Annotated in this window: 15 protein-coding genes; 5 read left to right on the forward strand and 10 right to left on the reverse strand. The window is 58.1% G+C overall.

The window, feature by feature from the left end; genetic code table 11:
• Positions 1-77: 77 nt before the first annotated feature.
• The 7 genes from VVR27_RS00410 to modA form a co-directional block, all read right to left on the reverse strand.
• On the reverse strand, positions 78-1,319 hold the full coding sequence (locus VVR27_RS00410) for a ThiF family adenylyltransferase (RefSeq protein ID WP_368546592.1): 1,242 nt from the start codon (positions 1,317-1,319) through the stop codon (positions 78-80).
• Positions 1,320-1,340: 21 nt separating this feature from the next.
• Positions 1,341-1,838, reverse strand: coding sequence for a molybdenum cofactor biosynthesis protein MoaE (locus VVR27_RS00415; RefSeq protein ID WP_368546593.1), 498 nt, complete (start codon positions 1,836-1,838; stop codon positions 1,341-1,343).
• Positions 1,828-2,334, reverse strand: a complete 507-nt coding sequence (locus VVR27_RS00420) for a MogA/MoaB family molybdenum cofactor biosynthesis protein (protein ID WP_409349916.1) — start codon at positions 2,332-2,334, stop codon at positions 1,828-1,830. Before VVR27_RS00420 ends, VVR27_RS00415 begins: the two co-directional genes overlap by 11 nt.
• On the reverse strand, positions 2,334-2,825 hold the full coding sequence (gene moaC, locus VVR27_RS00425; RefSeq protein ID WP_346872199.1) for a cyclic pyranopterin monophosphate synthase MoaC: 492 nt from the start codon (positions 2,823-2,825) through the stop codon (positions 2,334-2,336). Before moaC ends, VVR27_RS00420 begins: the two co-directional genes overlap by 1 nt.
• 82 nt (positions 2,826-2,907) lie before the next feature.
• Positions 2,908-4,263, reverse strand: coding sequence for a molybdopterin molybdotransferase MoeA (locus VVR27_RS00430; RefSeq protein WP_368546595.1), 1,356 nt, complete (start codon positions 4,261-4,263; stop codon positions 2,908-2,910).
• Positions 4,260-5,090 (reverse strand): ABC transporter permease, encoded by an 831-nt coding sequence (locus VVR27_RS00435; protein ID WP_368546596.1) that lies wholly within the window; start codon positions 5,088-5,090, stop codon positions 4,260-4,262. Before VVR27_RS00435 ends, VVR27_RS00430 begins: the two co-directional genes overlap by 4 nt.
• 9 nt (positions 5,091-5,099) lie before the next feature.
• Complete coding sequence (modA, locus tag VVR27_RS00440; protein WP_368546597.1) at positions 5,100-5,852, reverse strand: molybdate ABC transporter substrate-binding protein; 753 nt, start codon at positions 5,850-5,852, stop codon at positions 5,100-5,102.
• Positions 5,853-6,045: 193 nt separating this feature from the next.
• Between modA and moaA the strand changes: the two genes are divergently transcribed.
• From moaA to VVR27_RS00465, 5 genes are all read left to right on the forward strand, one after another.
• Positions 6,046-7,209: a GTP 3',8-cyclase MoaA gene (gene moaA / locus VVR27_RS00445; protein WP_368546598.1), complete on the forward strand. Its 1,164-nt coding sequence runs from the start codon at positions 6,046-6,048 to the stop codon at positions 7,207-7,209.
• A 1-nt stretch (position 7,210) separates the two neighbouring features.
• Positions 7,211-7,477: a MoaD/ThiS family protein gene (locus tag VVR27_RS00450; RefSeq protein WP_368546599.1), complete on the forward strand. Its 267-nt coding sequence runs from the start codon at positions 7,211-7,213 to the stop codon at positions 7,475-7,477.
• Between the two features lie 2 nt (positions 7,478-7,479).
• A complete protein-coding gene (locus VVR27_RS00455; protein WP_368546600.1) occupies positions 7,480-8,076 on the forward strand; it encodes a molybdenum cofactor guanylyltransferase in 597 nt (198 codons plus the stop codon).
• Positions 8,077-8,100: 24 nt separating this feature from the next.
• On the forward strand, positions 8,101-9,333 hold the full coding sequence (locus VVR27_RS00460; RefSeq protein ID WP_368546601.1) for a molybdopterin molybdotransferase MoeA: 1,233 nt from the start codon (positions 8,101-8,103) through the stop codon (positions 9,331-9,333).
• An 89-nt stretch (positions 9,334-9,422) separates the two neighbouring features.
• Positions 9,423-10,433: a LacI family DNA-binding transcriptional regulator gene (locus tag VVR27_RS00465; protein WP_368546602.1), complete on the forward strand. Its 1,011-nt coding sequence runs from the start codon at positions 9,423-9,425 to the stop codon at positions 10,431-10,433.
• Between the two features lie 4 nt (positions 10,434-10,437).
• Here the strand turns inward: VVR27_RS00465 and VVR27_RS00470 are convergent, their stop codons facing one another.
• From VVR27_RS00470 to VVR27_RS00480, 3 genes are all read right to left on the reverse strand, one after another.
• The gene (locus tag VVR27_RS00470) at positions 10,438-11,082 is read right to left on the reverse strand and encodes an N-acetyltransferase family protein (protein WP_368546603.1); all 645 of its coding nucleotides are present in this window, start codon (positions 11,080-11,082) and stop codon (positions 10,438-10,440) included.
• Positions 11,083-11,248: 166 nt separating this feature from the next.
• Complete coding sequence (locus VVR27_RS00475; RefSeq protein ID WP_368546604.1) at positions 11,249-13,195, reverse strand: sucrose-specific PTS transporter subunit IIBC; 1,947 nt, start codon at positions 13,193-13,195, stop codon at positions 11,249-11,251.
• 213 nt (positions 13,196-13,408) lie between these two features.
• Complete coding sequence (locus tag VVR27_RS00480; RefSeq protein WP_368546605.1) at positions 13,409-13,969, reverse strand: PTS glucose transporter subunit IIA; 561 nt, start codon at positions 13,967-13,969, stop codon at positions 13,409-13,411.
• Positions 13,970-14,097 lie beyond the last annotated feature (128 nt).

Raw genomic sequence — 14,097 nt, forward strand, 5'->3', positions numbered from 1 at the left:
ATACCGAATAAAAATCTATCCTAATTCGGGAACAAAGGGGCGAATATTTTACAGTTCAAGCTTTGGGAACCTCTCCTCTAACGGGCAAGCCAGGCTGAGAGTCCTCCTTCGAGGCTATAAAGACTGCCGTAGCCCAGGGTGAGAAGTTTTTGTGCGGCGGTGCGCGAGCGGACGCCGGCAGCGCAGTAGAGGGCATAAGCGGCCAGTTTTTCCGGCAAAACCCGCTCTATTTCTTGGTCAATGCTGCGGTTTTCGCCCAACGACTCAATAACCGACAGGGGCAGGTTGATGGCTCCCGGTATAGAAAGCGCTTCAAACTCATGCGGCTCACGGACGTCGATGAGAGGTACCCCGGCGAAGTCACCGCTGTCGAAATAGTCGTCAAAAGTAATATCTAGGCCATAGGGGCTGGCCTCACCCACCCTAAAAATGTTAGATATATCACTAATGTTTTTTGGTTGCTGGGTGGCGATCTGAGATGTGCCCTGAACCAGACCCTGAGTGGCGTTCTGAGGCTCATCGAGCGTAGGCCTCTCGTCTAGCTTCGGCTCAGGTGCCTTTGAGGTCTTAGCAGGCTCCCGAGGTGAAGCAACTAAGGGGATATACTCCCACCTGCCGGTTAGCCCGGTGTAGTAGCCAACCTGCCCGGTGAGTGGCTGGCCGACACCGGTGATGAGTTTGATGGTTTCCATCGCCATGGAGGTACCCACCACCCCGGCGAGCGCCCCGATGACGCCGGCAGTGGCGCAGTTGGGCACCGAACCGGGGGCCGGTTCTACCGGGTAAAGATCTTCATAAACAGGTGCTCGACCGTTCCAAAAGACGCTCATCTGGGCGTCAAACCCCAAAATTGCGCCCCAGACGTGGGGAATACCGGCTCGGGCGGCAGTTCGGGAGGCGGTGTAGCGGGTGGCAAAGTTATCGCTGCCGTCCACCAGCACGGTTGCTCCCTGTAGGAGGCTGTCTGCGTTAGCGCCGGTGAGGCGTTCTTTGATGACCTGCACCGTAATGGTGGGGTTAAGTTCGCGCATGGTTTGAGCAGCCGAGTCTGCCTTAGGGGTTCCCACCCGGGCGAAGGAGTGAATCACCTGCCGATGCAGATTGGAAATCTCAACTTCATCATCATCGATCAGCACCACGGTGCCCACCCCGGCACCTGCGAGGTAAAGCAGAGCAGGGGCGCCCAGTCCACCTGCGCCGATGACCGCCACCCTGGCGTCCTTAAGTTTCTGCTGCCCAGACTGGCCTAGCTCGGGCAGAATCATTTGCCGCCCGTAGAGCTTGTATTCGAGGGGGCTGAAGTCAGGGGGTACGGTCATGGTGTCTTATCTCCGTGGTGATTAGCGGGCGGCGGGTGGGGTGTCGATACCCACCCATTCCACGGCGCCGTCGGTCAGTTCCTGTTCTTTCCAGATGGGCACCTCTGCCTTGATACGGTCAGCGACCATCTCGCAGGCGGTGAACGCCAGGCCTCGGTGACCTGCAGCTGCTAAGACGGTCAGGGCTGATTCACCGATAGCAATGGGACCAACGCGGTGCACAGCCCAGAGACGCACACCTGACAGCTGATCGGCAACACCTTGCACGGTGCGCTCCATAAAGTCTTGGGCTTGCGGGTGGGCAGAGTAGCTGAGGGCAGCGACCGCTTGCCCGTGGTCGTGGTTGCGCACAATACCGTCGAAGATCACCAGTGCACCCATCTGCTGGGTCATGGTCTGACGCTTGGCTGTAGCGAGCAGGGGCTCAAGGGGTTCTTCGGTGATAGCGGTGTGTACCACGGTTGAGCTTTGAGGTTCAAGCGGGCTATCAGCGTAGGGGTGGGTGTCTTTAGTGGTCATGGTAGTCCTCCATCTGGCGGCAAATATGGGTGACCAGGGGGTCTAGTACGGTGCAGCCATCCTTCACCCCACCCTTAGAGCCGGGTAGGGTCATGATGAAGCTACGCCCAATTACACCGGCGACGCCGCGAGAGAGCACGGCGGCGGGAGTATTGGTCAGCCCCTGCGCCCAGAAGGCGTGCATCATGCCCGGCACTTCTTTATCCAGGTGGGCACGCACGGTCTCAACGGTCATGTCATCGGTATTTAGCCCGGTTCCACCGCTCGTCAGGATGAAGGTGGGCAGGTTTCCTGCGGCAACCAGCCCATCAAAATAGGGGCCGAAATCAGCATCAGCCACCACGACCGCTTCAGGGGTCTCAAAGCCTCGGGACCGCAACCAGTCAACCGCCACAGGTCCGGATTCATCGCGGTAGATTCCGCGGGCAGCTCGGGTTGAGGCAACGATGACTAAGCCGGTCAGCCCTTCGGGCAGGGTGTAATTTTTACTCATAATTAGCGCTCCACCGACCAATCGCCCGATTTTCCGCCGCTTTTCTCTAGCACTCGAAGACCGGTGATGGTGGCCTGCTTATCGACTGCCTTAATCATGTCAAAGACCGTGAGGGCGGCAGTGGATACAGCGGTGAGGGCTTCCATTTCTACACCGGTGACCCCGGTGGTCTTCACCAGCGCTTCAATCCGCACCCGGTCCTTCATCCGCTGAAAGTCCACCGTAATTTTGCCCAGGGGCAGGGGGTGGCAGAGGGGGATAATTTCGGGGGTCTTTTTGGCCCCCATGATGCCGGCAACGCGGGCTACGGGCAGGGCGTCCCCCTTGGGCAGGGCGGCGTCAAAGATTTGTTCGATGACATCGAGCCTGGTGATCACATAACCTTCAGCCACAGCGGTGCGGGTGGTAATCGCCTTGTCGGTGACATCTACCATGTGGGCGCTGCCGTCAGCGCGGACGTGGGTGAGGTGTGCCTGAGGTTCTGGGGTAATCATGGAGTCCTTAGAGCAGTTTGAGGTGGTCAGGCGGTGAAATTTAGTATTCATGATACTTCATTAGGGCAAGGGCGTTCCCGGGTCAGAGCGGGAGGTAGAAGGCAGCGTCCCCGCTACGGTAGGTGATCCCCGGGTCTAGCTGGACCAGCACCTGGGCGGTGGCTGCCCGGTGCAACAGGTGGGAGCCAGTCAACGGGTCAGGGGTCAGCAGAGTGCGCACCGTTCCGTCGCTCTCAAAGACCCGTTCAAGACGCGCTCGCCGGTACTGGGTTTTACCCTCCGGGGCTTCTAGTGCCTGCCCTTCCGCTAGTGCCAGGACGCCGTGGCGGGGCTGGGGCGTTACCCTACCGGTGAGTTGGGCTAGAGCTGGGCGCACCAGCTCTACATAGGAGACAAGGGTACTGACCGGGTTGCCTGGCAACGAAATCACCGGGACCAGGTGGGCACCGCCGTCCTGCTCCTGGGAGGTGGCCCGCAGCAGGGAAAGCCCCTGGGGGCCGCCAGGTTGCTGGGAAACGTGCCCAAACCAGGTGCGCTCTGCCTGCACCCGGGCGTCCTTAGTTCCCATCATGGCGGTGAGAGCTAGTCGTACCACCTCGTATTTGCCGTGGCTGATGCCGCCGCTAGTAATCATAAAGTCAGGGCGCCAGGTGAGCACTAGCCGGTTGAGAACTCCCACCAGCTGTTCAACAGAGTCTCCGATAGCCACCCGCTGAGTTTCAGCGCCGTCTGCCCCGGCGAGCGCGCAGAGCATGGGGCCGTTGGCGTCCAATATTTTGCCGGTTTCGGGGGCGGCTTCAGTATCCAGGGTGATTTCATCTCCACCGGTAATCAGCACCACTTTGGGGCTGCTGCGCACCCTGATGGAACCGATTCCTTGGGAGGCGAGTGCGCCAATCAGGGCCGGGGTGATCGGTGAGCCGGCTGCTGCCAGTAGCTCACCGGCTTTGATGTCTTCACCTACCCGGCGTACAAAGTCACCAAAATCTGCGCGCGGCAGGTCAATCTGACCGCCCCGCTGAGCAAAGCCTGCGGCGTCCGGCTCCCCCGTCAAGATCCGGGAGCGTTCCACCGGAACCACAGCATCATAACCGGCAGGTAGGGGCGCTCCGGTCATAATCGGGTAGGCGATATCGTCCCTGATGGGCAGGTCTTGAGCGTCAGACCCTGCGGGTACGTCTGCGCCCACGATGAAGGTGCGGTCTTCTCTGGCAGCACCCAGGGCGGTGAGGGCATAACCGTCCATTTGGGAGTTAGCGAAGTGCGGCACTGAGCGCAGGGCACGCAAATCTTGAGCTAGCACCTTACCGGAGGTCTCAACCAGGGGGAGCTTTTCGCTCCTGTGCTGCACGGTGGCAGTTAGGGTTGCTTCAACCAGGTGGCGGTAATCAGTAGGGCTCACCGTGCTCTGGCGGGGAAAGGTGGGCAGGGGTTTCACAGGCTAGCTCCTTTCAGACGGCGCAGCCAGGTGGCAAGCGCCAGGGTGCCAAGAATAAGGATGTAGAGACTAATCAGCATCAGAGCGGAGCCAAGTGCGGCGTCCATGTGGTTAGAGCTGAGTGCCAACTCAATATTGAGCGGGATGGTGCGGGTAGCACCAGCAACATTGCCGGCAAAGGTGACGGTGGCTCCGTACTCCCCCAGCGCCCTGGCGAACGAGAGCAAAAAAGCGGTGATTAAACCGGGGGCGGCCAGCGGCAACAGAACTTTGCGCGTCACCTCAGCGGGGCTGGCACCCTCAACCAGAGCTATTTCCTCATAGCTGACCGGCAGGGCACGCAAGGTGGTGACGGCGGTTGCCACGAAGAAGGGCAGTGCAACAAAAACCTGGGCAAGGATAACCGCAAGGGGGCTGAAGGCCACCGAGATTCCCATTTCGGTTAGCCAGGAACCCAGCACCCCGCGCCTGCCCCAAAAAAAGATAAGCGCCAGACCAGAAACCACCGGGGAGAAAATCACCGGCGCATAAATTAGGCAATAGAGGGGGAAGGTGAAGGAGGCGAAGCGGCTACGCGCCAGTACCTTAGTCAGAATCAAGGCGGTGGGTGCTCCCAGGAGACCACAGATAAGGGTTGAGACGGTGGCAGTCACAATGGATAACCGGGCCGCCTGCAGCATGGCCGGTTCAGCGAACAAAGCCGGGATGTCCGCCCAGGGTATACGGGCGAACAGGCCCAGCATGGGCCCCAGCACTACAAGAAAGGCAAGGAGTGATGGGGCTAGCAAGAATCCTGGTACGGATCTAAAGGCGATGGTTTTGCTCACGTTTCTAGTTTAGGCGGTGGTGAATCCGTAGTCGGTCAGGATTACAGAGGCCTGGTCAGAGTGTGCCAACCAGTCAGCAAAGCTCTTCGCGGCATCGTTGAGAGAACCGCTCTTGGTCACTGCCAGGGGGTAGGCGTTGCGTTCCACGCCGGGTAGCTCAAGCACGGTGATGTCCTGGCCTTGCATCTTGATGGAGGCGGCGTCGGTGGTGTAGATGAAGCCGGCATCTGCCTCACCGGTGGCGACCTTGGTGGACACATCGGTCACATTTGCCTCTTCGGTTACGGTAGCAGGCACAATATTTTTGCCATGTAGCTCCTGGTGGGCAAGTTTGCCACAGGGCACCTCAGCAGCGCAGAGGGCGGTAATGACTCCCTGGCGGGTGAGATCATCCAGAGCGCTGATGTCTGCAGGGTTACCGTGAGCGGTGGCAAGGACTAGAGCATTGGTGGCGATGACCTCGGTGCTGACCCCCTTCAGTTCCTCGGCCTTCTCGAGGGCGCCGATCATGGTGGAAGCATCAGCGGTCATCAGCATATCGGGGGTGGCACCTTCTTGAATCTGCTGTACCAGCTTGGAGGAACCTGCGAAGTTAAAGATGATATCAACCCCGGGGTTGGCCTTCTCATAGGTTGCTTCAAGATCGGCACCGGCGTTGTTGAGGGAGGCCGCGGCAAAGACCTCTACCGTCGCGCTCTGCTGTGCGCCGGCACCCTGATTACCCTGATCCGCTGAGCTGTTACAGGCTGAAAGTCCTAGCACGGTGACGGCGATAGTGCCGGCGAGCAGACGCGAATTTTTGAGCAGGGCGGAGGTTTCTATGGTTCTATCCTTGAAGGGTTATCTTGCGCCGGCACTGGGCATCCGCGGTAGGGTGGTATGAGGTGGTGTTGCGGCGCTAATTTAGCTAGGCTTTATTTTACATTCGCAATACCAGATTTATGAAAGCGCAGGTATGGCACACTTATCCGATGCTTCTACCGGGTCTGTCCCCCTGGGCACCAGCATCCCGGTTGTTAGGCGGGGATCCTCTACTCCGGGCGCACCCACCCGCGGAGGGTTAGCTGACCGCTGGGGCAGAGTTGCTACTGACCTACGTATCTCACTATTAGATAAGTGCAATCTGCGCTGTCAGTACTGCATGCCCGCAGAGGGTCTAGACTGGTTGCCTCGTGCCAGCCTTATGAGTGCCGATGAAATCTTCCGTATTGCTGATGTTGGCGTTCGGCTACTTGGCGTTGAAGAGGTACGTTTTACCGGTGGTGAGCCGCTGGTACGTGCAGATTTGGTCGATATTATTTCCCGGATCCACCGTGCCCACCCCAAACTGCCGATTTCTATGACAACCAACGGCATTGGGTTGGAAAAGAAAGTGGGTGCCCTTAAAAAGGCCGGCCTTTCCCGTATTAATGTTTCTCTCGATACCATCTGCCCTCAGACCTTTGCCGAGCTGACCCGCAGGGACAAACTGGCGGAGGTACTAACCGGTGTGGATGCCGCAGCGGCAGCAGGCCTGCACCCCATTAAAATTAACGCTGTACTCATGCCCGGTCTCAATGACACCCAGGGCGGGGAGCTTCTAGCATGGGCTCTTGCTGGTAACTACCAGTTGCGCTTCATTGAGCAGATGCCTCTGGATGCTGACCACAAGTGGACTCGCGAGGGCACGGTTACCGCCGGTGAGATTCGTGAGAAGTTGCTGGCTGACGTTGACTTGGCGCCCTTTGAGAGGCCGCGGGGTTCGTCTCCAGCCCAGTTATGGAATGTGTACCCCAAGGGCACCTTTACCGATACCCAGGCCGCGCTTGAAGGCAGCGAGACGACAGATGCACCGGCCCTAGGCCAGGTGGGGATTATCGCCTCGGTGACTGAGCCTTTCTGCTCCGCTTGCACCCGCACCCGCATTACCGCAGACGGTAAGATTCGATCCTGCCTCTTCTCGCTGACAGAAACCGATTTTCTGTCAGCGCTCAGAGCCGGCATCACCGATGAGGATTTTGCACAGATTTGGCGTGATGCCATGTGGGGCAAGCCCAAGGCTCACGGCAAGGACTCAGCCGGTTTTGAGTCAGCAGATTTTCAGCAACCCGCTCGCAGTATGAGCGCTATCGGAGGCTAAAATGCAGATTCATTTCTTTGCAGCGGCACGCGCTGCTGCCGGTGTGGCAGAAACCCAGTGTCAGATTTCTCAGTTACCTGAACCCACGCTGACAGCCCTGCTCAATCACCTGAGGCAAACACTGACCGGTACCACCCCCTCAGGCCAGAGTCTGGCAGATATTCTGCCCCAGTGCTCTTTCTTACTCGATGGGCGGGCTTCCCCGGCAGATGCATCGCTGGAGGGCGTCCAGCGTCTTGACGTCCTGCCTCCCTTTGCCGGCGGATAAACGTGCTCATTTTTAACGCTCTGATTGTTGCAGGTGGGCGGTCCTCCCGCTTGGGCAGTGTACCCAAAGCCCTGCTTTCCAATGGGCAACAAACCCTGCTGGCCTCCACTCTGGACGCTGCCGGTACGGCTGCTGCCCGTGTGGTCGTTGGCCCCTCAGACTTGCCCTTGCCCTCAGGTGTGTTACTGACCCGCGAAGAGCCGGCCTTCTCTGGCCCCGCTGCCGCTATTGGCGCGGGTTTAAACGCCCTGGCACATCATCGCGCACCCTGGACGCTCTTACTGTCGGTGGATGTTCCCGGGGTCGCAGGTGCCGTTGAACAACTGACTGAGGCGGCGGCCTCAGCTACCCCCGAGACCCTGGGGTTCTGGGGGGTTGCCGATGGCACCTTCCAGCCCCTGCTGGGTATCTACCGCACCGACCAGCTGGCGCAGGCTTTTGCCGGTGATACCGCCAACGCATCAGTACGCCGCTTTCTAGCGCCCCTTTCTCCCCAACCGGTGCAGCTCACCTCAGAGCTAGCTGCCGATGTGGACACTTGGCAACAGGCCCAGGCCAGTGGCTACACCCGCGATACGTCCACCGCACGGTCCGTCTAACTTCTCCCACTCTCAAGGAACCCTATGCAGCATGTTTCCTGGTTCGATGCCCGCACCCTTTTGCACGCTGAGGGCAGCCTGCATGCAGCTGCCACAGAGCAGGTAGCGCTGTCTTCAGCCATCGGCAGGGTCCTAGCGAAGCCCCTGAAGAGTCCGCTACCGGTGCCCCACTATGATTCATCTGCTATGGACGGCTATGCCTTGGCCGGCCGGGGCCCCTGGCAACTGCTTGCAAGCCAAGAATCCCAACCCGGCGAGAACGTTCACCGTAAAACCGTGCCACTTGAGGCAGGGCAGGCCACCCCCATTCTGACCGGTGGGCTACTGCCACCCGGTGCGGACGCCGTGCTGAGGCTAGAACATGCCCGGCTGTCTAATGACGGTGACCTGGTTATGATTGAAGCCCTCCCCCAGTTCTTTGAAAGATCCCCTCACCGGCAACCAGCAGTTGGCGACGATATTCGCCGCGCCGGTGAAGAACTAGCAGCCGGAGCCACAGTGCTAGCAGCAGGTATCCGCCTGGGTGCCCGTCATATCGGTTCACTGGCAACACTGGGTTTCGATAGCCTGCCGGTCTATACCCAACCCACCGTGGCGTTGGCTTACACCGGCAACGAAATCATCACCGGTGGTTTGCCAGGCCCAGGCGAAGTACGCGATGCCTTCTCGCCCCAGTTCCCATTCATCATTGAATCTTTCGGAGCCAGAGTAACCTCTACGGTTCGTCTGCAAGACAGCGCCCCAAACTTCCATCACTGGCTGGGCCACACAGCCGCCGATATCCTCATGCTCACCGGCGGTTCCAGCACCTCAGACGTAGACTGGGTACGCCGCGCCCTAACAGAACTAGGTGCTACCTACATCTTCGAATCAGTAGCCATCCGCCCCGGCCACCCGGCGCTCGCCGCCCTCCTACCGGACGGACGTCTGGCGTTAGGCTTGCCCGGGAACCCCCTGGCAGCCCACGTCGCCCTTTACTCTTACCTGCCCGCCGTCCTTGCCGGTATCTTCCGGCAACCACTACCGCAGTTACCCACCGGAACCCTCACCGCAGCGGTCCCCGGTTACAGCACAAAAGATTTGCGTCTGATACCTGTGACCATCGAGGCAACACCGGGGGGCATCCGTCTCACCCCACATAATAAAACCCGCTCCCACATGCTGACCGGCTTCGCTTCAGCTGATGCGCTGGCGCTGCTCCCTCCTGAAGGCGCAGAGGCAGAAAAAAACTGCCAATTTTTGGGGCTACTTGTCTAAGCAGATGAAGGTGCGGCCATACCCCCGTGCGTTCTCGGCATGCCCCTATACTGAAGAAGTACATTTTTTATCTATCAGCCAAGGGAGACATGTCTCAGCCCAAACTCAGTGATGTTGCTGCACTTGCGGGGGTTTCTCCCACCACGGTGTCCCGTGTGCTTAACAACCGCGGCTACCTCTCAGAAAAAACCCGTTCCAAGGTTTTCGAAGCAATGAAAACCCTGGGCTACCGGCCCAACGCGATCGCCCGTTCTTTGCAAGGCCGCAAGAGTCAGCTCATCGGTCTGGTTTTCCCTTCGGTTGCCCACCCCTTCTACGGTGAAATGGCCTACCGTCTTGAGTCCCACCTCGCGGAGGCCGGCTACAAAACCATCCTCTGTAACAGTGGGGAACGGCCAGAAGCTGAACAGCGCTACCTTGACATGCTATTAGCCAACCAGGTGGACGGTGTCATCACCGGCGCTCATTCTCAGTTGGTGGCCGAGTTCCCGCTCATGGGTGCGCCCCTAATCACCATCGATCGCGCTGAAACGGGCAAGGCCCCTAACGTGCGCTGCGATAACTACGACGGCGGTTACCGGGCCACTTCTCTACTGCTAGAACGCGGTGCGAAAGAGCCAGTACACATCACCTCAACTGCGTCTGAGGGTAACCTGCGACTGCGAGGCTACCGTGATGCCCTGGTTGAACACGGCATCGCAGGCCGCACTCTCGAACTGGGTTTTGATACTCCCCATGCCCACAAAATGGAAATGATTGCCAGCTATCTCGACCAATACCCCACCCTCGATGCGGTCTTTGCGTCTAACGATATATATGCGGCAATGGTACTCAGCTGTGCCCAGAGGCTGGGGCTAGAAGTTCCCACGGACCTACAGGTGATTGGTTTCGACGGGGCTCCCTATACCCGCGCCATGCTCCCGCATCTAGCCACCGTGATGCAACCTATCGATGAGATTGCCCAGCGCGCAGTTGCGCGCCTACTCCACGCTATTGCAGGGCAGGGGGGTGATCTGGACTGGGCTGACGTTCTACCGGTGAGCGTGTACGAGGGGAGTACGCTGCGCCAGAAGCAGCCCGCCCGGGTCTCTTTAGACTAGCCTTCTAGCGCCCTGCAGGGTTATTTTTGGAGACCTGGGTGACCGGCGCCGGGTGTAGCATTCCCAGAACCGGCTTACCACTCTTGAAGCGGAAGAGCTCCACAAAACCGTGCTGGGCGTAAAGTTTGGCGCTGCGATAAGTGGATGCTTCTAGGTAGGCAGGTAGCTCACCCAGCTGAAAGCGGCGGAAATCGAGCAAATGAGAACCGATAGAGTGCCCACGAGCGTCCTCGTGCACACCGATGGTGTAAAGGAGCCAGTGGGGGAAATTGGGCCGCGCGGCGAGAAGTTTTAGATCGACAATAGCGGCTCGTAGTAGGCCCGGCCCTAGGATTTTTGCATATTCGGGCAGTGCCCTGATCTCATCAATCAAGCCGCCTTTCTGCCCCTCCGGGGAGAGCCAGAGAGCTGCGCCCAAGATCTTTCCCTCCTCGGTCACGGCCACATCAACTGTGCCCTTGGGGCCATAGGTGTGACGGATCTGGAAGTCGAAGAGGTCCCGCACCTTCTGGCTTTTGCCGTCACCTCCCATGACGTTGTTCATCACTGGGTCATGTTCAAAAGCACTCGTGAGAGCGTCGATGACGCCGGGCCAGTCAGCTTCGGTTGCCTGACGGACGGTGAAGGCGTAGTGGTTTTCTTCTGCCATGGTTCTTTCCTCTGGTTCTCAAGGTGCACAAAATCCTATGAATATTTCTAATTATCCACGGAGGGACCGGGCTAGCGGTATGACGCGCAAAAAACAAACTGGGCCCGGCTGTAGTACAGCCGGGCCCAGTTCTTTACCGGTAAATAAGTAGTTCTGGCGGTGAAATCTAGGAGGCAGGAACCTGCTCGGGGGCAGTTACTGCGACCAGAATGTCATCTAATACAACAGTGCTACTGGGAGCAACCGCCAGTTCGACTGAACCAACAGACTTCTTGGCATTGGTTATGACCAAAGGAGTCGTCAGAGGGTAACCCGCGGCGGCGATGGCGTCCATATCGAACTCCACCAGCACGTCCCCGCGCTTGACCTCAGCACCCTTTTCTACCTTGGGGCTAAAGAACTTGCCGTCGAGCTCCACGGTATCAAAGCCGATATGCATGAGCAGTTCAACGCCCTGTTCAGTGCGCATACCGATAGCGTGACCGGTGGGGAAAGCTACAGTGACTTTACCGTCTGCAGGTGCGTAGAGCTTGCCTTCAGTGGGCTCAACAGCAACGCCGGGCCCTAGCGCGCCGGAGGCAAAGGTCTGGTCAGAGACAGAGGCCAGGGGCAGTGCAGATCCCTTCATATGGGAAGTCAGTTCGTAACCGGGGGTGCTACTCGCAAGCACAGGAGCAGCGGTGGTATCAGCGGTAGCCTTAGCAGCTACCCTCTTGCCGTAGACGAAGGTGGCAGCGGTTGCCAGAACGGTTGAAACTGCTATGGCAAGGAAAAAGCCAGGCCAGCCGGCACCATACTGAGTACCGATGGAAACAAAGCCGATCAAACCAGCAGCGCCGGGAGCTACCGCTTTAACGCCTAGCAACGCGATGATAGTTGAGCCAATTGCAGAAGAAACCATCGCGATGTAGAAGGGCCAGCGTAGACGCAGGTTAATGCCGAAGATAGCAGGTTCGGTAATACCCAAGAATGCTGAAGGCGCTGAGGCGCCTGCGATACCTTTGAGCTTTTCATCGCGAGTTGAAAGGTAAACACCCAGTGCTGCACCGCCCTGGGCTACGTTGGCAACTGCAGCAGTCGCGAAGATAAAGGAGCCGCCGTTGTCGAAGAGCATGAGCTCGATGGGCGGGAAGGACTGGTGCAAGCCGGTAATCACGATAGGTGAGTAAATAAGACCAAAGAGGAAACCGCCGATAGGGCCAGCGGTAGTGTACAGCCAGTTGATGCCGTCACCCAGCATAGTACCGGCTTTGAACATCACGGGACCAACAGCTAGGAAGGTAATAAAGCCGGTGATGAGCAAGGTGAGAGTGGGGGTAAAGATGAAGTCGATGACGCCCTTGAGAATCTTGTGGAAGAACTTTTCGACGTTAGCAAGAATGTACGCTACGAAAAGGATAGGCAGAACGGTGCCCTGGTAGCCTGCTTGTTGCACTTGGAGGCCGAAAACATCCCAGTAGGTCATGGTGCCATTTTCGAGGGCAGCGGCCACGTTGTAACCGTTGACGAGGGAGGGGAAGACCATGGCTGCTCCCATGGTGAGGCCCAGGTAGGGGTTACCGCCAAAGACCTTGGTAGCCGAGTAGCCTACCAGCACAGGCAGGAAGGCGAAAGCCGCTGCCGAAAGTAGGTTAACGATTTCTGCGAAACCAGCCCAAGAGGGGAACTGCTCCACCAGAGGAGCTGCGCCTTCACCCCAGAAGAGATCCTTTGAGGTTAACACGTTGTTCAGTGCCATCAACATACCCGCGCCTACCAGCACGGGGATGATGGGCAAGAAGATATCGGAGACGGTTTTGAGGAAACGGGTGCCCAGGTTACCCTTAGACGCCGCCACGCTCTTAAGCTCATCCTTGGACGCCTGCTTCATCCCTTTATTCACAAGATGCTTATAGACCTCATTGACGTCGCCGGGGCCCACAATGATTTGGAACTGGCCAGCGTTTTGGAAGGTGCCCTTAATATCGTCATCATTATCCAACGCGGTTTGATTGATCGCTTTAGGGTCTTTGAGCACGAGGCGCAGGCGGGTGGCGCAGTGGGCGCCTGCCTGGATGTTGTGGACGCCGCCGACGTTGGCCAGCACGCGTTCAGCCACGGATTGATGATCCATGCCGTCTCCTTGGTGTATGAGCCACCGAGGTCAACCTGGTGGCAGGTGTGGTGATGTGAGCCAGATAATATGCCAATCGTTTGACATATTAGCATCTTTAGCGCGGTGCAGACAGTGTTAGGACAGGAAATGAAAAAGCGCCGCTCCTTTCTACTTCTCAGAAAGGGGCGGCGCTTATGTGTAGGTTATATATCCCTATAACTAGGGATGGGGTTATCCCTTACGTTCTACGGTGAGGAAAGCATCGCCTGCGGCTACCTGGCTGCCCACGTTGAGCGCCTGCACCGATGAGATGGCGACCTTAGCGTTGGTAATAACCAGCGGGGTGGTAACAGGGTATCCCGCTGTCTTGACCTCTTCTAAGTCAAACTCCACCAGCACGTCTCCACGCTTGACGGCGGCTCCCTTTTCGACCTTAGCGTTAAAGAACTTACCATCGAGTTCAACGGTGTCAAAGCCTACGTGAATCAAGATTTCTAGGCCGTCAGTGGTACGGATGCCGAAGGCGTGACCGGTGGGGAAAGCGACCGTTACAATGCCATCGGCAGGTGCTACTACGGTGCCGCTGACCGGTTCGATCGCCACACCGGGGCCCAGGGCACCGGAAGCGAACATTTGGTCAGATACGTCCGACAGTTCTACCACGGTGCCTCCCAGGGGAGCACTGAGATCATTAGCAGCTACGGTCTGCACCGCAGGGGTTTCAGCCGGTAGTGCTGGCGCAGGCTCTGCCTGCTCGTTACCGCCAAAGAGTTTTTTGAAAAAGCCTGCCACGGTGCACCTCATTTTCTATGGTTTGTGAGCTACCGCCTATGCGGTATCTTCTGTCACACTATCATTACTGATAAAGGATTGCAGTTTTTAACCCGGCAACACTTGCCATAAAGTAACAAAAGTTTCGC

Origin of the sequence: Rothia sp. LK2492, assembly GCF_040946345.1 — a bacterium.
Classification (GTDB): domain Bacteria; phylum Actinomycetota; class Actinomycetes; order Actinomycetales; family Micrococcaceae; genus Rothia; species Rothia endophytica.

Bases quoted from the DNA above. Each gene is read 5' to 3' on its own strand.
- VVR27_RS00410 (WP_368546592.1), bottom strand. From the start codon at position 1,319: ATGACCGTACCCCCTGACTTCAGCCCCCTCGAATACAAGCTCTACGGG.
- VVR27_RS00415 (WP_368546593.1), bottom strand. From the start codon at position 1,838: ATGACCACTAAAGACACCCACCCCTACGCTGATAGCCCGCTTGAACCT.
- moaC (WP_346872199.1), bottom strand. From the start codon at position 2,825: ATGATTACCCCAGAACCTCAGGCACACCTCACCCACGTCCGCGCTGAC.
- moaA (WP_368546598.1), top strand. From the start codon at position 6,046: ATGGCACACTTATCCGATGCTTCTACCGGGTCTGTCCCCCTGGGCACC.
- VVR27_RS00450 (WP_368546599.1), top strand. From the start codon at position 7,211: ATGCAGATTCATTTCTTTGCAGCGGCACGCGCTGCTGCCGGTGTGGCA.
- VVR27_RS00460 (WP_368546601.1), top strand. From the start codon at position 8,101: ATGCAGCATGTTTCCTGGTTCGATGCCCGCACCCTTTTGCACGCTGAG.
- VVR27_RS00465 (WP_368546602.1), top strand. From the start codon at position 9,423: ATGTCTCAGCCCAAACTCAGTGATGTTGCTGCACTTGCGGGGGTTTCT.
- VVR27_RS00470 (WP_368546603.1), bottom strand. From the start codon at position 11,082: ATGGCAGAAGAAAACCACTACGCCTTCACCGTCCGTCAGGCAACCGAA.
- VVR27_RS00475 (WP_368546604.1), bottom strand. From the start codon at position 13,195: ATGGATCATCAATCCGTGGCTGAACGCGTGCTGGCCAACGTCGGCGGC.